At 41.7% G+C, this 19,404-nt stretch carries 18 protein-coding genes; 11 read left to right on the forward strand and 7 right to left on the reverse strand.

The features are described 5' to 3' along the window. Positions 1–69 precede the first annotated feature (69 nt). The 4 genes from AN391_RS00095 to AN391_RS00110 all read left to right on the forward strand — a co-directional run bounded on the left by AN391_RS00095 (position 70) and on the right by AN391_RS00110 (position 6,238). On the forward strand, positions 70–1,317 hold the full coding sequence (locus AN391_RS00095; RefSeq protein ID WP_055013489.1) for an exonuclease SbcCD subunit D C-terminal domain-containing protein: 1,248 nt from the start codon (positions 70–72) through the stop codon (positions 1,315–1,317). Further along, positions 1,314–4,964: an SbcC/MukB-like Walker B domain-containing protein gene (locus tag AN391_RS00100; RefSeq protein WP_055013490.1), complete on the forward strand. Its 3,651-nt coding sequence runs from the start codon at positions 1,314–1,316 to the stop codon at positions 4,962–4,964. The genes AN391_RS00095 and AN391_RS00100 overlap by 4 nt, the downstream gene beginning before the upstream one ends. 20 nt (positions 4,965–4,984) lie before the next feature. Beyond that, positions 4,985–5,641, forward strand: a complete 657-nt coding sequence (locus AN391_RS00105; protein WP_055013491.1) for a class I SAM-dependent methyltransferase — start codon at positions 4,985–4,987, stop codon at positions 5,639–5,641. Between the two features lie 165 nt (positions 5,642–5,806). After that, positions 5,807–6,238 carry a hypothetical protein gene (locus AN391_RS00110; RefSeq protein ID WP_055013492.1) on the forward strand — a complete coding sequence of 144 codons (432 nt, stop codon included), beginning with the start codon at positions 5,807–5,809 and terminating at the stop codon, positions 6,236–6,238. A 70-nt stretch (positions 6,239–6,308) separates the two neighbouring features. Here AN391_RS00110 and AN391_RS00115 read toward each other — a convergent pair whose 3' ends face one another. The 3 genes from AN391_RS00115 to AN391_RS00125 are packed head-to-tail and all read right to left on the reverse strand — an operon-like array spanning position 6,309 to position 7,725. After that, positions 6,309–6,707 (reverse strand): ACT domain-containing protein, encoded by a 399-nt coding sequence (locus AN391_RS00115; protein WP_055013493.1) that lies wholly within the window; start codon positions 6,705–6,707, stop codon positions 6,309–6,311. 18 nt (positions 6,708–6,725) lie between these two features. Next, positions 6,726–7,268: a DUF6942 family protein gene (locus AN391_RS00120; RefSeq protein ID WP_055013494.1), complete on the reverse strand. Its 543-nt coding sequence runs from the start codon at positions 7,266–7,268 to the stop codon at positions 6,726–6,728. Position 7,269: 1 nt separating this feature from the next. Beyond that, positions 7,270–7,725, reverse strand: a complete 456-nt coding sequence (locus tag AN391_RS00125) for a YaiI/YqxD family protein (protein ID WP_055013495.1) — start codon at positions 7,723–7,725, stop codon at positions 7,270–7,272. Positions 7,726–7,845: 120 nt separating this feature from the next. Between AN391_RS00125 and AN391_RS00130 the strand changes: the two genes are divergently transcribed. Beyond that, a complete protein-coding gene (locus AN391_RS00130; protein WP_055013496.1) occupies positions 7,846–8,367 on the forward strand; it encodes a lipocalin family protein in 522 nt (173 codons plus the stop codon). A 237-nt stretch (positions 8,368–8,604) separates the two neighbouring features. Here AN391_RS00130 and AN391_RS00135 read toward each other — a convergent pair whose 3' ends face one another. The 3 genes from AN391_RS00135 to AN391_RS00145 are packed head-to-tail and all read right to left on the reverse strand — an operon-like array spanning position 8,605 to position 10,872. Then, positions 8,605–8,946, reverse strand: coding sequence for a DUF3325 domain-containing protein (locus AN391_RS00135; RefSeq protein WP_055013497.1), 342 nt, complete (start codon positions 8,944–8,946; stop codon positions 8,605–8,607). After that, positions 8,939–10,537 (reverse strand): PepSY domain-containing protein, encoded by a 1,599-nt coding sequence (locus tag AN391_RS00140; protein ID WP_146258054.1) that lies wholly within the window; start codon positions 10,535–10,537, stop codon positions 8,939–8,941. Before AN391_RS00140 ends, AN391_RS00135 begins: the two co-directional genes overlap by 8 nt. Then, positions 10,534–10,872: a hypothetical protein gene (locus AN391_RS00145; RefSeq protein WP_055013498.1), complete on the reverse strand. Its 339-nt coding sequence runs from the start codon at positions 10,870–10,872 to the stop codon at positions 10,534–10,536. The genes AN391_RS00140 and AN391_RS00145 overlap by 4 nt, the downstream gene beginning before the upstream one ends. Positions 10,873–11,095: 223 nt before the next feature. On the opposite strand from AN391_RS00145, the gene AN391_RS00150 reads away from it, so the two are divergent. The 4 genes from AN391_RS00150 to AN391_RS00165 all read left to right on the forward strand — a co-directional run bounded on the left by AN391_RS00150 (position 11,096) and on the right by AN391_RS00165 (position 15,485). Further along, on the forward strand, positions 11,096–11,452 hold the full coding sequence (locus tag AN391_RS00150) for a VOC family protein (RefSeq protein ID WP_055013846.1): 357 nt from the start codon (positions 11,096–11,098) through the stop codon (positions 11,450–11,452). Between the two features lie 150 nt (positions 11,453–11,602). Next, positions 11,603–12,193: a uracil-DNA glycosylase family protein gene (locus AN391_RS00155; protein ID WP_055013499.1), complete on the forward strand. Its 591-nt coding sequence runs from the start codon at positions 11,603–11,605 to the stop codon at positions 12,191–12,193. After that, positions 12,190–12,927 carry a phytanoyl-CoA dioxygenase family protein gene (locus AN391_RS00160; protein ID WP_055013500.1) on the forward strand — a complete coding sequence of 246 codons (738 nt, stop codon included), beginning with the start codon at positions 12,190–12,192 and terminating at the stop codon, positions 12,925–12,927. Before AN391_RS00155 ends, AN391_RS00160 begins: the two co-directional genes overlap by 4 nt. Positions 12,928–13,100: 173 nt before the next feature. Further along, entirely contained in the window at positions 13,101–15,485 is a 2,385-nt protein-coding gene (locus AN391_RS00165; RefSeq protein WP_055013501.1) for a TonB-dependent receptor, read from the forward strand. Here AN391_RS00165 and AN391_RS00170 read toward each other — a convergent pair. Further along, complete coding sequence (locus tag AN391_RS00170) at positions 15,469–16,398, reverse strand: LysR family transcriptional regulator (RefSeq protein WP_055013502.1); 930 nt, start codon at positions 16,396–16,398, stop codon at positions 15,469–15,471. The two genes, AN391_RS00165 and AN391_RS00170, sit on opposite strands and share 17 nt — an antisense overlap. A 90-nt stretch (positions 16,399–16,488) precedes the next feature. Between AN391_RS00170 and AN391_RS00175 the strand changes: the two genes are divergently transcribed. Together AN391_RS00175 and AN391_RS00180 are read left to right on the forward strand one after the other, a co-directional pair. Continuing rightward, complete coding sequence (locus AN391_RS00175; RefSeq protein ID WP_055013503.1) at positions 16,489–17,295, forward strand: class II aldolase/adducin family protein; 807 nt, start codon at positions 16,489–16,491, stop codon at positions 17,293–17,295. Between the two features lie 123 nt (positions 17,296–17,418). Then, on the forward strand, positions 17,419–19,404 hold the full coding sequence (locus AN391_RS00180; RefSeq protein ID WP_055013504.1) for an AMP-binding protein: 1,986 nt from the start codon (positions 17,419–17,421) through the stop codon (positions 19,402–19,404).

Below are 19,404 nucleotides of genomic sequence, written 5' to 3' on the forward strand. Positions count from 1 at the left end.
CCTCCCGAGGCTTGCATCTTTACTTGCCTTGGGTATATTGGCGCTCTTATGGTTTTTTAAGAGCGCGATATGAAAGTTCTCCACACCTCTGATTGGCACCTAGGCCAACAATTTTATGAACATGACCGCCGTGATGAGCACGCTGCATTTTTTACTTGGCTACTTAGCACCCTCGTAGAGCAACACATAGATATACTTTTAGTTGCGGGCGACATTTACCATACAGCCACACCGAGTGCCAGCGCCGAAAACCAGCTCTACCAATTTATAAAAGATGCTAAAAAGCGTTGCCCACAACTGCATGTTGTTATTATTGCCGGCAATCACGACTCAGCAAATCGTATATTAGCGGCGCAGCCATTGCTTGCTCAGTTTGACACCCATGTGGTTGGGCGCTTTGATATAACCAACCCAGCCAACACAGTAATCGAAATAAATACGCAAAATAAACGCGCTGTAATCGTCGCTATGCCTTTTTTACGTACCAGCGATATAAGTTCACTTAGCCACACTAAAAACGGCCCTAGTTACTCACAAGGCGTTGAAAAAGCCTATAAGCTTGCCCTTGAACACGCCTATAGCATTAATACACAAAATTCGCCGTTAATTGTAATGGGGCATTTACACGCCAAAGGCGGTGACATTTCAAGTGATTCAGAACGTAATTTAGTAATTGGTGGGGAGGAGTCTATTTCGGCTAATGTATTTGGCAGTCAAGCAGACTACGTAGCCCTAGGTCACTTACACAAAGCGCAGCAAGTTGCTAAAAAAGACGTTATACGTTACAGCGGTACGCCTATTCCTATGTCGTTTTCGGAACGTAAGTACACACACCAAGTTAATGTCGTCGAATTTAAAAATGATGAAAAACAATCTATTAGCACATCTGTAAACCCCCTTTACATTCCACGCTCTGCTGAGGTGATTATGCTACCAGAGGGAGAGTGTGTGCCATTAAGCGAGCTATGCGAGCAAATTAAAGCACTCGATACATCACAACATACGATTGCCCCTTATTTACGCGTAAAGCTTAAATCAAGTGATACCGACACCACCTTTAGAGAGCAAATAGAGCAAGCTCTTGAGGGTAAACACATAAAATTTTGTGGCATCGAACGGGTGCGAGAACAAACCACAACAAGCGATAACAGCGCCGTGTTTGAAGATTTAAGCGAAATTGAAATGCTCAACCCATTAAACTTATTAGAACAAGCCTTTGCAAACGACAAAGACATGGCCGGCCAAACTGTACCGGATGAGCTGAAAACGCTTTTAAACGATGTAATAAGTGAGCTGACGGAGCAAGCACAACTATGAAAATAACCGCAGTACGCATACATAACTTAGCCTCAATAGTTGACGCCGAAATCGACTTTACCCAAGCTCCACTAAAAGACGCTGGTTTATTTGCAATAACCGGCGACACCGGTGCAGGTAAAAGTACCTTTTTAGACGCTATTTGTTTAGCGCTTTATACCAAAACTGCACGCTTAAAAGGTGATAAAGGCAACTTAATAGATTTTAATGGCGACAGTATAAAATTAAACGATGCGCGTAACTTACTGCGCAGAGGCAAGTGGGAAGGTTTTGCCGAAGTAGATTTTGTAGGGCAAGACAAAGCGCTTTACCGTGCACGTTATTCAATACAACGTACCCACAAAAAGGCAACAGGCAAACTAAAAGTAGCTGAGCATACGTTAGTGACCTTGCCCGATGAAACCCTGATAGCCGATAAAAGCCAAACTATAAAAACAATAGAGAACAAAATAGGGCTGAGCTTTGATCAGTTCTCCCGTGCGGTTTTATTAGCACAGCACGAATTTGCCGCCTTTTTAAAAGCCACAGGCGATGAACGCGCACAACTTTTAGAGTGTTTAACCGGCACCGATAAATTTAGCTTAATTGGTAAACGTATTTTTGAGCGCAATAAAGCGCTAAAAGATCAATATGAATTACTTAATGCAAGCCTTGCAAGCTACACCTTGCTAAGCGATGACGAATTAACTGCTAAACAAACCCTGCGTGATGAGTTACTTGAAAAAATTGAGCAGACTAAAAAAACGCATGCAGCCACAGAGCAAGACTTAAATTGGTACAAGCAAGCAGCTCGCTTATCGCAGGCACTTGAACACGCAGTAGAGCAGCAACAACACGCACAACAACAGCTTGATGCAATAGCAAAGCAAAGTGAGCAAGCAAAACAAGCCCAAAGCGCCCTCGAAATAAAAGACAATCGCAAACGACATGAATACTTAACGACGCAAAACAAGGCACTGAATACTCAAATAAGCGATTTGAAAGCGATTGACCATGCAGCGCTTATAAGTGAACAAGCCGAAAAATTAAAAACACACCAAACTGCACTGCAAACTGCCACGCAACAAAAACAAACGGCAGAGCCTATTATTGCTAAAGCTCGTGAGCTAGATAGCCAACTTACTATACATACACAAACAATCACAAGCCTGACTCAGCAAAGCGAAAAAGAGCAGCATCAACTTAGCGAATTACAAACGCAGTATACGCAAAGCAAAAATGCACTTGATGAGACAAAAAAACTCCACACAGGGCATCAAACATGGTTAAACGAGCACGCGCAGTTAAAACCATTAGCCACTGATTGGAATTATTACCAACATAGCTTTAATACGTATTTAAGTGCCAATGAGCAACTAAAAGCCGCCGCTTCTCAAAACAAACAGCTGTTAGCAGAACAAGCTAAACAAGCGACGCTACTAGCAGATCAAACTAAAAAAGTAGAATTGCAAGAGCAGCAACTAGCATGTGAACAGAAAAACTTAAGTCAGCTAACTGAGCAACAACACCAATTTAATATTGAGCAGTGCGATAGCACGCTTAAAAATATTGAATATTTAAAAGATCAGCGCTTGCGCTATCAGCAGCTTAATCAAGAAATAAAAACCAGTACACAGCAACAAACCGCGGTGGCCGCGAAGCTTTTACACAGTGAGCAAACGCAAACATCATTGCAACAAAGCTTAGCCTCGTGCGAGCAAGCACTTAAACACAGTGAATATGCATTAAACCAAGCTCGCCTGCGTGCCAGCGAAAACGTAGAGCATTTACGTACGCAGCTTACCCCTAACGAGCCCTGTGTTGTGTGCGGTGCAAAAGAGCACCCGTATGCCAGCAGCCAAAACCCGCAATTAAATAACCTAATAGCCGACTTTGAAACAACTTATAACCAAGCTAAAGAGCAACACGATAGCGCCCAAGCTAAGCTGCATCAGCACCAAACTCAACATGCTGTACTTGTCACTGAGCACGCCCAGCATAGCCAAGCCATACAAAGCGCACAGGCTAAGCAGCTAGAGATTAAAACGACAATGCAAGGGGCACGTACAGAGCTTAACGAGTTAACAGCACAGCAGCTTGATGACACCTATGCCCAGCTAAGCAGTCAAAAGTCGCACTATTTTGAGTCGCAAAAACAGCAAACAGCCCTGCAAGAAAAAGTAAACCAACTAATAAACAACTTAAAAACTGAGCAACACACACAACAGCAATTGCATAATCAGCATGTTGAATTAACCAACAAGCTTAATCAAATAAACACAAAGCATGCAGAGCTAAGTGCGCAAATTAACGAGCTTACTAGTACCCTAAACGCGCAGTTTGAACACAGTGACTTTTGGCAACAATTGCAAAATAACACGCTTAATATGGGCGATTTAAGCCAGCAGGTTGAGCAGTACCAGCAAACACAAATTCAACTTGAACAAAGTCAAAAACAAATAGACAGCGCTGAACAGCAATTACAGCAACTCACTCCGTTAATGGCTAAAAGTGAGCAGGCACTTAAAGTGTTAAAAGACGACATAGCCAAAGCACAACAACTGCAAAACACCACGCACACTGCGCGCCTTGCTTTATTTAACAACGAGCCATTAAGCGCCGATGATTACCAAGTAAACCTTAATGCGCAGCTTGAGCAATGCCAAAAGGAGTTACATACAAGCCAACAAGCTCACGACAACGCCATTAAAAAACGCGATGAGCACGCTATAACACTTAAAAACGTTGAGCAGCGATTGGCAGAACAAATTCAAGAACAAAGCACACTTGAAGAGCGCTACAATGCTTGGTTTAGCGACTTTAAAGCGCAGTATAGCGAGGTAAATCACGAACAGATCGCTATTTTACTAACACTAACTAGTGAGCAAATAAAAGCGCAATTAATGCAGTTTGAGCAGCGTTTAACAGCACTTACAGACGCAAATGCAGCGCTTAAACAACAACAAAAAGCGCAAACAGATCACCAAAATACTAACAAGCCAGACAAAAACGAAAGCCAATTAGCAGAGCAAGAAACGTTTTTAGCTAACCAGCAAACTGAACTACAAAATAGTTTGCTTGGCACTAATACCGCGCTTGAGCAACACAATCAAAACGCCAAAGCACTTAAGAGCAGACATGCTGAACTTACTACTCTTAAAAAACAGGTAGAGCAGTGGCACGTGCTTAATAAAGTATTAGGGGATGCAACCGGTAAAACCATGCGCAATTTAGCGCAAACACAAACCCTTAAAATATTGCTGCATTATGCTAATAGCCATTTAAAAACCCTTAATAAACGCTATGAGCTTACAGCTATTGCGCAATCGCTCGATATAGCCATTATTGACCGCGACATGGCCGACGAACAGCGCTCGGTTAATACGCTCTCTGGGGGGGAATCATTTTTAGTATCTTTGGCACTGGCATTGGGACTTGCATCGCTTTCATCAAACAAAGTCCAAATCAACTCTTTGTTTATTGACGAAGGGTTTGGTACGTTAGATAGCGAAACACTCAGCGTTGCTATGGACGCACTCGACTCATTACAAGCACAAGGCCGCAAAGTAGGGGTTATATCGCATGTGAGTGAAATGAGTGAACGCGTAGCTACGCAAGTACATGTAAGTAAAAAAAGTGGTGGATACTCCACTGTTGAAGTTTTATAAGCTGATTAAAGGAGTTAAAAATGCCAACATTTAAAGGCGAGCAAGCAACGCATTACGACAATCGCATTACCCGTTTAGTACCAGGATATGAGTTATTACACCAACTTACCAATGCACAGCTTAAAGCAACTCTTAACGATAACGCACATATTTTAGTGGTAGGGGCTGGCACAGGTAAAGAAATACTCGCCCTCGCAGCGCTTAACCCAACTTGGCAATTTACCGCACAAGATACCTCAGGTGATATGCTTGCTATTGCTAAACAAGCATTTGAACAGCATGGCATAACAGAGCGTGTTAAGGTTATTGAAGGCGAGCTCGATAAACTTTCTACTAAGGCCGATGCGGCGCTTTGCCTACTCGTCCTGCACTTTTTAGAAGACGACGGCAGCAAAAAGCAGCTACTTAAAAACATTAAAGCTAATTTAAATAAAGGCGCAAACCTATTTATTAGCGATTTAATGAAACCCGAAACCGACTTTGAACGTGAAGCGCAAATTACTGTGTGTGCCAATCTAGGCTTAAGTGATGCAGGGCAAGCCTACACAGCTCAAAACTTAGAGAGTGAATTTTACCCGCTTGATAGAATGCGCTTTAGCGAGTTACTTAACGAGTGTAAATACGGCATTCCTAAGCTTTATTTTAAAGCGCTTGGTTTTAGTGGTTACGTGGTTTAATAATATAAAATTTACCTACTGTAATCCCAAAACACCGAGTATGCGTACTCGGTGTTTTATTTTATACACATCCTTACATTTCCTGACAGCTACAAACAAACTCCTCACATATTTTTTATACTCACACGCTTACTATCTCCCTATTAAATATTTAAGGGGTTCAACATGAAAAAGTATCTTATTGCGGTATTACTACTCTCTGGCTGTGCAACACAGGGGGTCGATAGAAACAATCAAAACCAAATAGTTAAGCGCTACTACGCATCGGTAGAATCAATGCAACCCGTAACACTTTCATCAGAGGTAGGCACAGGCATAGCAGCAGGCGCCGGGGTTGGCTTTGTAGACAGCTTAGATGGTAACACTGAAGAAATGCTCGGCGGAGCCATCATTGGCGGCTTAGTGGGAGGACTATTTACCGCACTGTTTGAAGGGGGCGATGATGCCTATCAATATAACTTATACGCTGCTAACGAAGGGGCGTTTACTGTTATTCAAAAGCATAAACTCGATAAAAATACGCAATGCGTAGCCGTAACTGCAGGTGATAAAGTAAAACTAGAGTCTGTAGCGCAGCACTTTTGCAACCGTATTTAAGCCGCCACCTAAAAGCCGGTACTGCAATACCGGCTTTGACTTTTACCTAAGTGAATCAGATTTTTACCAACTAAACCTTACCAATCTCACTAAGTGCCTTAATGGCCGACTGCGCTTTATCGGTTTGTACAAAAATATGGTCGTGATAAAACGCAGCCACTACATTGGCGCTAATATTATACTCGGTTAATTTGGCCGATACCGCAGCAGTTAACCCAACAGCCTCAAGGCTTGAATGCACATTTAGGGTAATTAAATTATATTTACCCTCGTAAGTAATACCTGCTTTATCGGCGGTGTTAGCATTTAAAATAAGGGTTAGGCCTTCATCTTCAACGTAGCTGGCAAGCGGGTTTAAATGAACGTAGTCGGCAAGGCTGCCTGCTAAACAGCAAAATATGTATTCACCTTGTTTAAGCTCAGGGTTCATTGTTTTAAGCAAAGTGTTTAGTTCTAAAATTCCCGCCATGGTTGTTCCTTACAATGTTTATTTAGCCATTTTTAGTTGAGCAACTAACTCGCTTAATCGGGCTATTTTAATATTACTTAACTGCCGGTAATCAAAGTACGGGCACACAATAATGTTATTCGTTGTATCAATTGCAAACTCATCATCAAGCCAATTAAATTGCGCATTAAGCTTACCTTGCTGTAATAAGTTTTTAGCATGGGTTCGCCCTGCAATAATATGCAGCTGGTTTTTATTGGTGCCGTTAATAATGGGGGCACTAAATAACAATGCTGTTTTACTGTTTTTTCGCAGTAAAAATGTATCGCGATACGCTTGCCAACTATCGGCTTGTTTAGCAAAGCTATAATGCTCGCTCGGTAGCGCAAATAATACTTTGGCGTATACGTTAAACACCTTGCGCCAACCATTTCCACAGTGCTGATTTATGGTATTTATTTGCTCGTTTATTACGGGCTCAACACTTTGTAGTGTTTGAAAGTAGGGCATGGGCGGCGCTTTAGCAATATACACGGCTACGCTAAAGGCTTGCTCACCTAAGCCTATTAGTTGCTCACTCACACTAACTCGCCTTTTTTTGCGCTAAAATACGGTCAAGGTTATTGGCAAAGTTTTGGCGGTCGGTTTGGCTAAGCGGTGGTGGTCCGCCACTCATTTCAACGCCGCTTGAGCGCATAGTATCCATAAAGTCGCGTACGTTTAATAACGAGCGAATATTCTCTGGCGTGTAGAGCTCACCACGCGGATTGAGTGCTTGGGCGCCGTTATCAATCACTTCGCTGGCAAGAGGGATGTCGCCTGTAATAACTAAATCACCTTTTTCTACGCGTTTTACTATTTCGTTATCGGCTACATCAAACCCGCTTGAAACTTGTACGCGGCTTATAAACTTTGAAGGCGGAATGCGCATTGCGTGGTTAGCTACTAAAATGGTTGGTGTTTGCGTACGTTCAGCGGCTCTAAAAAGTATTTCTTTTATAACCACGGGGCACGCGTCGGCATCTACCCATATTTTCATGCTGTAATCTTTTAATTGCTCTAGTATTTAGCTGATCCTATAGCAATTTATTTTAATCGGCTAGCAAACTTTATTGGCTTAGCGCCGTACAAACACTATCACTTTTAAAAAGGAGCTTTCATGAAGGCCATTACGACTATTTTACTCATTACAGGGTTATTTTTACTCACCGCCTGCACAAGTGCACCAGAGGGTATTACGCCAGTTAAAAACTTTGACCTAGAGCAATACAAAGGTAAGTGGTACGAAATTGCCCGCCTTGACCACTCATTTGAAGAGGGCATGGAACAAGTAACCGCAACTTACACAGTAAACGATGATGGAACAGTAAAGGTGCTCAACAGAGGGTTTATCACTAAAGAGCAAAAATGGGATGAAGCGCAGGGTTTAGCAAAATTTGTAGAAGGTAGTGATACGGGCCATTTTAAAGTATCATTTTTTGGCCCATTTTATGGCGCTTATGTGATTTTTGAGCTCGACCAAAACGACTACCAATACGCGTTTATTACTAGTTATAACCGCGACTATTTATGGTTTTTATCTCGCACGCCAACGGTGAGTAATGAGCTAAAACAGCATTTTATAGCGAAAGCTAAACAACTTGGTTTTGCTACAGAGCAAATTATTTGGGTTGAGCAGTAAACACCTTAGTTTTGTAAAGGGGCTTTACAGTTGCTGTGAATGTGATTGTTACAGCTGTAATAAAACCTTCATTTCACTGTAAGGTTAGTTAAATATGTTAGGGCTATATTAGCTGCACTTGCAACGAGACATGCAAGTGTTGGACATACTGAACATCCCCCTATTGTTGGCAAGCTTTATAGCTTGCCATTTTTTTGCCTAAAATTAACAGCCTTTTTTGGATCAGGTTTTTACTAACTAAAGTGCGTTTACTGCCATTAGCAACCCTGATACGCCAACCAATAGTATATTTAAGATGCTAAATGGCTTTACTAATGAGTCTATAAAATTATAAAAAAGCATTATAATTAATACACTTAAGCTCATGAATCCGCAAAAAAGTAAAGCGCCGTATCCCTGCTGGGCAACTACACAAAATACTAAACTTAGTAAAATACTGATCCAAGCAACAATTAGCAGCAAATTACTTTGCTGCTCAGAGGGGCGCGTTTTAAATACCGTTTTAAAATGCGCTGGTTTTGCTAAGGCAAAACCATTAAAAGCCAGTAAGCAGAGGCTAAAGCTAAGTAAGTCAATCATGCCTTTTGCCTCCTTTTATGATTGGTTGAGCTAATTGCTGTTTTTTAGATGTATTAGAAGCAGTACGTAATTTTTCGGTTTGTACTAAAAACAGTATGCTAAATAGTAAAAATAACGCATCGAAAATAAATAAGGCCCATTGTTTATTTAGTAAGTAGCTCACTATATTACCCTGCGTAGTAAGCGCATTTATGGCGGGTACACTTAAACACGCTAATGCATTTATACTTGCCATTACACGCCATTGCAGCTTATCTCGCTTTAAAAGTGCCATAACGGCAACTACACACCACGCTAAAAAGAACGCAGCGACTTCTTTATCAGCGCGCCCGGCGAGGGTTGGACTTAGCAATCTATTGGCAATAAAAAAGACGCAAGTGGCCAGTGGTAAGCCCATAATGGTGGCAAGGTTTAACCCTTCTACCAGTTGTAAACCAAACGAGGCTTTGCCTTTGTTACGCTCGCGTATACGTTTAGCCCACATTATACAGCCAGAGGCAATCATCACGCAGCCTGCAATGCCGCCAAGCACGTATAACCAGCGCAATAAAGGCGTAGCAAAGCGCCCTGTATGCATAGAGTTAAGTGACTCGTAAAGTGCTTTACTATTGCTAAGCTCGTCATCCGTTTGCGCTACTAACTCTCCTGTAGCGCCACTAAATAAAAGCCGCGGTGCTTGATCGCGAAGGGCCTTTTTCGGACTCACCAGTACTGTTACTGTTGAAGCCGCCATATTAGGTTTACTAACCTGAACACGCGTAATGTCTGCATCTGGCCACTTAGTATAAACTTGATCCAAAATAGTGTTTATAGAGAGCATATCTGCGCTACCTTGCGCTTTATTAGTCACCTTATTACTAGGGCTTACCTCGTTAAAAAAGCCTCGTATACCATTGTCGTAATTGGTTAAAACAGGGTAAGGAAACAACATAAATATAAGGGTAATAATGCCTGTATAGGTAATCATTAAATGAAACGGCAAAGCCAGTACCGAGCTTAAGTTGTGCGCATCTAACCAGCTACGCACTCCTTTATTACGCCTAAACGTAAACATATCTTTAAATATTCGCTTGTGAATAACCACGCCCGAAATTATTGCCAGCAACATAAAAAAGCTGGCAAAACACACGACCCAGCGCCCGGTTATGGCATCTAAATAGTAAAGCTGATAATGCAATCGGTAAAAAAAGTTACCCCCTTTAGTTTCTACAAAAGGTGCTAGTTCTTGCATGGTGTTTGGGTTTAATTGGGTATTTACAAATTGGCTGCGTCGCTGCCCTGGCTCTTTAGGTTTTGCATAACCATATACTAAATACGGTATACGCTCTTCGGGCAAGGTAATACGCCAACTTGGGGAATTTGCAGCGTGCTGATTTAAGTAATCAAAGCCCTTAATAATTTGCTGCCTTTGCGCGGCCACCCTATCGGTTTGGGCTTGCACATTGTGTATAGCAGGTTGATTCCAGAGATTTATTTCGTCTCTAAAAAAGCTAACCGTGCCTGCAAAAAATATTGTGTAAATAATCCAGCACGTAAGTAAACCAACCCACGTATGTAGCCAGGTCATCGACCTAAAAAAACTGTCTTTCATAGCCAACCCTTAAGTAATGCCAATACAACAACAAAAAAGCCACTACTTAGTAAAATACTGATCCATACAGTTTTTAATGACTTAATCGCAAACGCATAAATAAACACCAAAGCATAAATTAAAATACTGATAGACACGCACAGCAATACGGCATCTTGCTTAGGAATTGGTAGCACTACACTTAATAATGAAATACATGCTGAAGTAAACGCATACCCCCCAAAAATGGCAATAAAAAAACGCAAAAACACTAACACTCTATAGCTTTGCGCAGCTTTAAAAAGCCCAGCTAGTCTATTTTTTGTAAAAGGTGCAATGTGCAAAGGTGCTTGCATAGTTAACAAATCCCTTATTCGAATACGAGGATAAAAAATAAGACGTTATTATAAAGCTTACAAATACAAAAGATAGCGATTCTCATTTGTATATTTTAGATAATTGAATAACAACCCTTAGCATGTTAGTAAAATAATGATCTCAAGCGGTTTAGCTATATTGCTTAGCTAATAACGAAGGTTTACAGTGGGCAGTACTGACAAGCCAAAGAGTAAATTTAAAATGAGCAGCCACGAAAAACTAAATTATGTAGAGTTTCCCGCGTGCGATTTAACAGCCACAAAAAGCTTTTTTACTAACGTGTTTAACTGGCAATTTACCGACTATGGCCCAGAATATACGGCGTTTAGCGGCCAAGGCTTGGATGGTGGCTTTTTTAAAGCACCGCTTAAATCACTTACACAACTTGGGGCCGCCCTGCTGGTGTTTTACAGTAACGACATTCACGCAACCTATAAAAAAGTAACGTTGCATGGCGGTAAAATAATAAAACCTATTTTTGAGTTCCCCGGTGGTTGCCGGTTTCATTTTACCGAGCCAAGCGGTAACGAATTTGCCGTATGGTCAGAAAAACAATAAAAATATCAATTGATTAGTTGTAATTTTTAAATGAGATCACGATTTTACCAACTTATAACTAATCTGAGTAAAATAAACCGATTTTTTACCAACTCATTAAAAACAAGCAGCCATTTAGAACAAAATTTAAGCGCTTGAGGCCAAATTTATATGGATTCACTTAATTTAATAGAGCAAGTTAGTAAATGCGTGATCTGTGAACCTCATTTACCATTAGGTGCTCGCCCCGTCATACAGTTTAATGCCAATGCGCGTATTTTAATTGCCGGCCAAGCACCGGGCATAAAAGTACACGAAACTGGCAAGCCCTTTAACGATGCCAGCGGAAACCGCCTGCGAGAATGGCTAGGGCTCAGTGCTGAAGAGTTTTACGATGCCCAAAAAATAGCTATTTTACCTATGGGCTTTTGTTACCCTGGTAAAGGTAAGTCGGGCGACTTACCTCCACGCAAAGAATGCGCGCCCGCATGGAGAGCGCAATTACTGGGTGCTCTGCCAAATTTAGAACTGACAATAGTGCTTGGTAAATATGCGCAGGCGTACCATTTACCCCACACCAAAAACAAACCTTTAACCGAGTTAGTAAAATCATGGCGTGAGTATTGGCCGGCGCATTTGGTGCTACCGCACCCAAGCCCACGCAATAATATTTGGCTTAAAAAGAACCCGTGGTTTGCAAAAGATGTACTGCCTGAACTTGCTGAACGCGTTGCTGCAATATTAAATAAAGAACCACAATGAACAACTATAAATCAAACGGTTATATGCTTGTAAAGGGGCTTTACAGCGCCAAAGAGCTAAATAAAATTAAGCCTACAATTAATGCATTTCATACAAAGTGGAAGGCTAATAACCGTGAGTTTTATCAATCTCGTGCAATTAATAGCTCGGGCATAACAAATAGTGAATATTTAACAGCGCAGCAAAATGAGTTTTTATTTAATCTAGTCGCTGGTAATAAACTAAATAAGCTCGTGAAACAGGCGATTAATGAGCCACTGTTTTTAAATACTCAGTTATTTTTTAATCCCGTTAATGTTACACAAAAAAATTATTGGCATCGCGATATGCAATACCATTTAAATGTGCAAGAGCAACAAGCTGCGTTAAACGGGCCCGACGTAGTGCACTGCCGGTTAGCCCTTGAAGACGAGCCAGGTATAGAGCTTGTGCCCCACTCGCATAAAAATTGGGATACACCAGAGGAGCTAAATGTACGTCTTGCAAAAAATAATAAACTGCCAAGCGACAACTTAACTACAGGCAAAGTTATTAAACTTAATGCGGGAGACTTACTGTTGTTTTCAGCCAATATGATTCACCGAGGTTTATACGGCAAAAACCGCCTAGCACTGGATATTATTTTTTGCGAAAATGCACCACAGCTTACTGCTTTTATAAATGCAGCAAACACCCCAAGCTCAGCAATAGCAAATAAAACCGCTAATCCACAGGTATTTTTTAACCCGCTCTAACTCCTCACTAAACCTACACAGCCTCGTATAAAACTAAACTTTTTAGCTCAACTATAAATATTACTAATAGTGCTGAATAAATAAACATCACTGTTATTTATTTTAAGAGCCGTCAGTATGAAATAGACGCAAACATATCCAATAAAAATAACCTCAATAATGGAGTTGCAGCTATGACAACTGAACACACACAGTCACACACATGTTTAAATCATGCTTTTTTAAAGCAAAAAGCACTTACTTTATTTACCCTAAGCGCACTCAGTGTGGGCATGGCACAAGCTGCCGAGAATAAAGTAAATAAGAGCGAGCTTGAAACCATTACCGTTACCTCTCAAAAGCGGGTGCAATCACTGCAAGATATTCCTACCTCTATTCAAGCGCTTTCGGGTGACTACCTCGAGCAAAACAGTGTTGACGATTTACTTGCCCTAAGCGAAAACCTACCTAATGTGCATATAACCGAAACCTCAAGCAGTAAACGTATTTTTGTACGCGGTATTGGCTCAGGCACTAACTCAGGCTTTGAACAATCGGTTGCTATGTATAAAGATGGCGTTTATTTAGGGCGCGGGCATCAAGCTAAATTTCCATTTTTAGATATGCAGCGCCTTGAGCTTATTAAAGGTCCACAGTCGGTTATGTTTGGTAAAAACGCCACAGCAGGTGCCTTTAGTATGGTTTCAAATTCACCTACAGATGTACTTGAAGGCAGCGTATCGGCAGAGTTTGGTTCAGATAACGAAAAGCACTTTACAGGCGTTATAAATATTCCTATTCATGACGATTTAGCCGTTCGAATTGCTGCGTTTGATCATTCTGTTGATGGCTTTTTATATAACCAAGCTCGTCAAACCGACGAGCAAACTAACGATTCATCAGGCGCGCGTTTATCAATAGATTGGCAAATAAACGATGATATAAACGCATTATTTAAATGGGAACACGGTGAGTTTGAGCCGCACGGTTCGCGCTACCAATACATTATTGATACGCCAAACCGAGATTTACAAATAGCTAATGACCCTACTAACCCAGGCAATGTAGGGTATCGCTCACTTTTATTAAGCGATAACTCGGGCCTAGATTACACAAGTTCAGTATCGGGCGATGGCCACCCCGGAGGGCTTAATGAACAAAGTAAAACCACCCTTGATAACGCATCACTTAAGTTAACGTATAACCATGGCGAATACGAATTTACCTCCGTAACCACGTATAGCGAGTACGATTGGGACTCAACCTTTGACGCCGACTTTTCTGAAATCCCGCTTATAAAACAAGACTACTTAGAAAACTATAACCAGTTTACGCAAGAGTTGAGAGTAAGCTCGCCAACAGGGCGCACGCTTGAATACGTTGCGGGTATTTTTTATATGAGTAGCGAGCTTAAGCACCCAAACGATATTTTATTTGGCGCATCGTTACTTATTCCTGATTTAGTGGGTACATCACTGGGCGTAAATGCGCTGTTTGATCAAGACCAACAAAGCTACTCAGCATTTACCGCCCTTACGTGGAATGTAAACGCACAATGGCGCACTAATTTTGGGCTGCGTTATCAAAAAGAAGAAAAAGAAGTGAGCAGCGTACAAAGTGTGTATAGCGTATTTGAGCCAAACACACCGCAAGCAGTACAACAATTTGCCAATGCTGCCGCGCCCACTATTGCGGGGCAACTTTCGGGCGCGGGGGTACATAACCTTAACGCTAAGCGAGATGAATCGCACTTATCGCCCAATATTAGTGTGCAGTATTTAGGGCTTAACAACATGATGTTATTTGCAAGCGCAGGCATAGGTTACAAAGCCGGTGGCTTTGATGGCTCGGGCTTAAACGGCTCGCAAGGTAATATAATTGATGAAAACTCAGGCTTTGAGTTTGACGATGAAAAAGCCACAAATTTTGAATTTGGCATAAAAGCCGAGCCAATTAAAAATATATTAGAAGTAAACGCCACACTGTTTTATACCTTGTACGATGACTTACAAGTATCTGAATTTAATGGTAATGCATTTGTAGTTAAAAACGCTGCCGAAACCAAGGTAAAAGGAGTTGAATTAGACTCGCGCTGGGCAATAAATCAAAGCTGGCAGGTATCGGCAAATCTTGCGTTACTTGATTTTGAATACGAGCAATACGCTAGTGCCTCACCAACGGTTATGCAAAGCGAGCTACTTGGGCAAGCATTTCAAGATTTAACAGGAAAAACCGGCGCGTTTGCGCCCGATTACTCAGGCAATATAGCAATTGATTACAATACCGAGGTGTTTTCAAACCTAACGTTAAGCAGCAATTTAGCGCTTAACTTTAGTGACGATTACTTTTTAGAGCAAGATCTTGATCCAATAGCCAAGCAAAGTGCTTTTGAGAAACTTAATTTACGCGTAGAACTGGGTAGCAGTGAAGGGAATTGGTCGGTGTCGTTATTAGCTAAAAACCTCACCGATAAACAAACCTTTTCGCAGGCCAATGATGTGCCAGTAATTAGCTATGCTCACCGCTTTTTATCAGAGCGTGGGCGCAGCTATCACGCACAATTTAATTACCGCTTCTAAGTTTTTCAGCAGGGATAAGCTGCTGGGCTAAACCTAGCAGCTTCTCTCGCATCCAACTATTTACTAAATCGTCATTGGCTTGTTCGTGCCAGTACATATGCACGGGCATTAACGGCACATCAAACGGCAAACTAGTTACATGCACGGGCATTTGCTCTTTCAATACCTGCGCGTACGAGTTTGGCATGGTCATTATCATGTCGCTTTGGCTAATCACTTTAGTAGCCGCAAAATAGTGTTCACATTTAAGCACCACATTGCGCGCAAGTGCATGCTTTGCCAACGCCATATCTATAATATCTACCTGCGCCCCTTTTAACGACACCAACGCGTGCGACGCCTTAGCGTAATTTTGTACGGTTAAATCATTTAATATTGGGTGATCGTGCCTACATATCAGCGAAAAGTGTTCGTTACAAATAAAGGTGTTTTTTATATGGTTGCTGGTAGGGGTAAGCACATCAATCACTATATCGAGTTCTTGATTTTCGAGTGATTTTTCCATACCAACATGGGACACCTGTCGGCTGTTAATCGTGATGTTAGGGGTGTTTGTAAGTAAATCGCTCATTAGTGGCGGAAAAAATATCGATTCTAAAATATCTCTAAAGCCAAATTTAATTTCGCGCTTAAACGCAGCTATATCAAAAAGCCGCTCGTTGTTCATGGTGGCCTCTAATGCCTGTACCGACTCAATCACTTGCGCTATTATTTTTTGGCAAAAAGGCGAGGGCACCATACGCCTACCGTGGCGAATAAATAAGGGGTCGTCAAACTTTTCTCTAAGGCGAGAAAGCGCATGGCTAACAGCCGGTTGCGTTAAGTGAAGTTTATCGGCCGCACAGGTAATACTGCCCTCTTGGTATACCGTTTTAAGTATTACAAACAGGTTTAAATCTATCTTTCCATGCATAGTATTTATGTTTAACCATTAATTAACATCACTTCTATTTATCATAAGCGAGACTAAACTAAAGTCAACAGAGTTTAATTTAGGATTATTATGAGCAATACACTAGAGCAACAAGCCGCAAAAATGACCATAGGCAGCGACAAATTTAAACTTATTATGCCGCCTAAATTTAACACCCTAGAAGAGCAACGCACCTACGAAAAACAACGCCTAGCCGCAGGCTTTAGAGTATTTGCTATGTACGGCTTTGACGAAGGGCTTGCGGGGCACATAACGCTTCGCGACTGCATAGAGCCCGATACTTTTTGGGTAAACCCCGTAGGTATGCACTTTGCGCATATTAAAGCGTCAGATCTCATTAGGGTTTGCCACAAAGGTAATATTATTGAAGGCAGCACACCGATTAATAATGCCGCGTTTGCTATTCATTCACGCATACATATGGCGCGCCCCGACGTAAACGCAGTTGCCCATGCACATACACGTTATGGCCGTGCATTTTCGGCATTAGGTGAGCTTCTTAAACCTATTTCGCAAGATGCCTGCGTATTTTACGAAAACCATAGTGTATTTGATGTATTTAGTGGCGTAGTAGCCGACAGCGAAGAGGGCGACATGATAGCTAAATCGCTAGCTAACAACTGCGCTGTTATTTTACAAAACCATGGTTTGCTAACTGCGGGTTCGTCGGTTGATGCCGCTGTTGCCAATTTTGTATTGCTAGATAGCTGTTGCCAAAGCCAGTTATTAGCGCAAGCCGCAGGCGAGCCTAAGCTTATCTCGCACGAGGTAGCACTACATACTAAACAAGCCAATGGCTCAGAGCTGGTTACATGGGGAAATTTTCAGCCCATGTATCAGGTAGTTGCCGCAAAAGACAATAGCTTTTTAGATTAAAAACAGTGGTAACAGTTTTGATAGACTAAATTTCACGCGGTTAATGCCCACACAGCATAGCCGCGTTTAAACACCATACACTCACACAAAACACACACATTATAAAAATACGTTGAGGGTTTTATGAATATAACAACAATTAAAAACCACGCCGATGTTGGCAATTTAAACCTTGCTGAAATATCACCAGAGCAACTGCCTCGCTCTACTTATCATGCCATTTTACAGTCGGCAAAAAACTTTGGTGATGCAACCGCTATTGAATACATTTTAGATGGCGATTGTATTAACCCAGCGCAAATTCCGTTTGCAAAAAAGCTTATTCATCGCATTTTGATGACCTTTAAAGGCAAAAGCTTTGCAAATCCGCACCGTAAAATGAGCTACAAAGCGCTTGCCAATAACGTAACAGGGCTTGGCAATGCACTGCACTCGTTAGGCATAACAAAAACCGATGTAACCTCGCTGGTGTTACCTAACTTTCCTGAAACCTATGTATCGCTTTGGGCAGCAGAGGCCGCTGGCATTGCAAACCCAATAAACCCATTGCTTGATGAGTCCATAATGAAAGAAATTATGATCTCTGCCAATACCAAAGTCATTATTGCTCTAGGCCCAGTACCAGGTAGCGATATTTGGCAAAAAGTAATGGCAATTAAAGAGCATATACCCGGCCTAAAAGCCGTTATTAGCTTATTTGGTGACGACATAGCGTGCTCGCAAAACAATAAAGTACCGGTGTATGGGTTTAAAAAGTTACTCGCGGCGCAAAATACCCAAACAGCTAATTTTACTGTGCCTGAGCAAAGCGATGTGTGCGCGTATTTTCATACGGGCGGTACCACCGGCTTACCAAAACTTGCTAAGCACTTACACTTAAACCAGCTTACCAATGCAGGGCAGGTTAATTTACTTTCGCCAGTAAATGCAGGCGATACCATGTTAGTTGGCTTGCCCATATTTCATGTAAATGCAGCGGTAGCAACGGGCATAGCCTCGGTAATGAAAGGCTGTAAAATTTTACTCGCAAGCCCGTCAGGCTTTAGAGGTAAAAACATCATTCAAAACTTGCTTACCCTAATTAATAATTACGATGTAGCGGTTATGACCGCGGTACCTACGGTTTATGCTGCCATGGTTGAGCAAATTACTTCGCAAAAAATGGCTGTACCACCGCTTAAAATGAAGTTTGCCATTTGTGGGGCTGCGCCGCTTTCATCTGATTTGCAAGCCCTGTTTACTAAACTCACCAACACCCCACTGGTAGAGGGTTATGGCTCAACTGAGGGCAGTTCGGTAAGTACGTTAATGCCTGTAAACCCAATTAATAAAGAGGCGTCTGTAGGGCTGCCAATACCCGGTATTACGCTTAAAATTGCCGAAATAAACGAGCAAGGCACACTTGTAAAAATGTGCGATACGCACGATGTTGGCGAAATAATAATAACCGGTAATAATGTATTTCCTGGGTACGTAGAAGATGCACATAACCAAGGTGCATGGGTTGTTGATGAAAACGGCCAACAGTATTTTAGAACCGGCGATTTAGGTAAAATAGACGAGAGCGGCTATGTATCATTATGCGGTAGGCAAAAAGAGCTAATAATCCGCGGCGGGCACAATATAGACCCTAAAATGATTGAAGATGCCGCAACCAAACACCCAGATGTAACACTTGCAGCCGCCGTGCCACGCCCCGACAGCTACGCAGGCGAAGTGCCGGTACTTTACGTAACGCTAAGCCCAAATAGTACGCTTAACCTTAATGAGCTCACCGAGTATGTTGGCACCCACATACCTGAACGAGCAGCAATACCAAAAGAAATTTATATTATTAATGAAATACCGCTAACTGCCGTAGGTAAAATTTATAAACCCGAACTGGTTTGCCTTGAAATAAAACAAACCATAACAGATGCACTTAACGAGCATTTAAAAAACAAAACCGTGCAAATAAATGTGTTTGCTGATAAAAAGTTAGGCATAAAAGCCACAATTTTAGTTAAAGAGGATGAGTTAAACGCGCTGCAACAACACATAAAAACGCTGCTAACCCCATACTCATTTAACTACGAAGTGCTGGCATTAAAAACAACAGAGGCCGCCTAA

This window comes from Pseudoalteromonas sp. P1-13-1a (assembly GCF_001401875.1).
In the GTDB taxonomy this organism is placed as follows: domain Bacteria; phylum Pseudomonadota; class Gammaproteobacteria; order Enterobacterales; family Alteromonadaceae; genus Pseudoalteromonas.

Excerpts from the sequence above, each read along its gene's own strand:
- AN391_RS00095 (WP_055013489.1), top strand. The coding sequence starts at position 70 with ATGAAAGTTCTCCACACCTCTGATTGGCACCTAGGCCAACAATTTTAT.
- AN391_RS00100 (WP_055013490.1), top strand. The coding sequence starts at position 1,314 with ATGAAAATAACCGCAGTACGCATACATAACTTAGCCTCAATAGTTGAC.
- AN391_RS00105 (WP_055013491.1), top strand. The coding sequence starts at position 4,985 with ATGCCAACATTTAAAGGCGAGCAAGCAACGCATTACGACAATCGCATT.
- AN391_RS00110 (WP_055013492.1), top strand. The coding sequence starts at position 5,807 with ATGAAAAAGTATCTTATTGCGGTATTACTACTCTCTGGCTGTGCAACA.
- AN391_RS00115 (WP_055013493.1), bottom strand. The coding sequence starts at position 6,707 with ATGGCGGGAATTTTAGAACTAAACACTTTGCTTAAAACAATGAACCCT.
- AN391_RS00125 (WP_055013495.1), bottom strand. The coding sequence starts at position 7,725 with ATGAAAATATGGGTAGATGCCGACGCGTGCCCCGTGGTTATAAAAGAA.
- AN391_RS00130 (WP_055013496.1), top strand. The coding sequence starts at position 7,846 with ATGAAGGCCATTACGACTATTTTACTCATTACAGGGTTATTTTTACTC.
- AN391_RS00135 (WP_055013497.1), bottom strand. The coding sequence starts at position 8,946 with ATGATTGACTTACTTAGCTTTAGCCTCTGCTTACTGGCTTTTAATGGT.
- AN391_RS00140 (WP_146258054.1), bottom strand. The coding sequence starts at position 10,537 with ATGAAAGACAGTTTTTTTAGGTCGATGACCTGGCTACATACGTGGGTT.
- AN391_RS00145 (WP_055013498.1), bottom strand. The coding sequence starts at position 10,872 with ATGCAAGCACCTTTGCACATTGCACCTTTTACAAAAAATAGACTAGCT.
- AN391_RS00150 (WP_055013846.1), top strand. The coding sequence starts at position 11,096 with ATGAGCAGCCACGAAAAACTAAATTATGTAGAGTTTCCCGCGTGCGAT.
- AN391_RS00155 (WP_055013499.1), top strand. The coding sequence starts at position 11,603 with ATGGATTCACTTAATTTAATAGAGCAAGTTAGTAAATGCGTGATCTGT.
- AN391_RS00160 (WP_055013500.1), top strand. The coding sequence starts at position 12,190 with ATGAACAACTATAAATCAAACGGTTATATGCTTGTAAAGGGGCTTTAC.
- AN391_RS00165 (WP_055013501.1), top strand. The coding sequence starts at position 13,101 with ATGACAACTGAACACACACAGTCACACACATGTTTAAATCATGCTTTT.
- AN391_RS00170 (WP_055013502.1), bottom strand. The coding sequence starts at position 16,398 with ATGCATGGAAAGATAGATTTAAACCTGTTTGTAATACTTAAAACGGTA.
- AN391_RS00175 (WP_055013503.1), top strand. The coding sequence starts at position 16,489 with ATGAGCAATACACTAGAGCAACAAGCCGCAAAAATGACCATAGGCAGC.
- AN391_RS00180 (WP_055013504.1), top strand. The coding sequence starts at position 17,419 with ATGAATATAACAACAATTAAAAACCACGCCGATGTTGGCAATTTAAAC.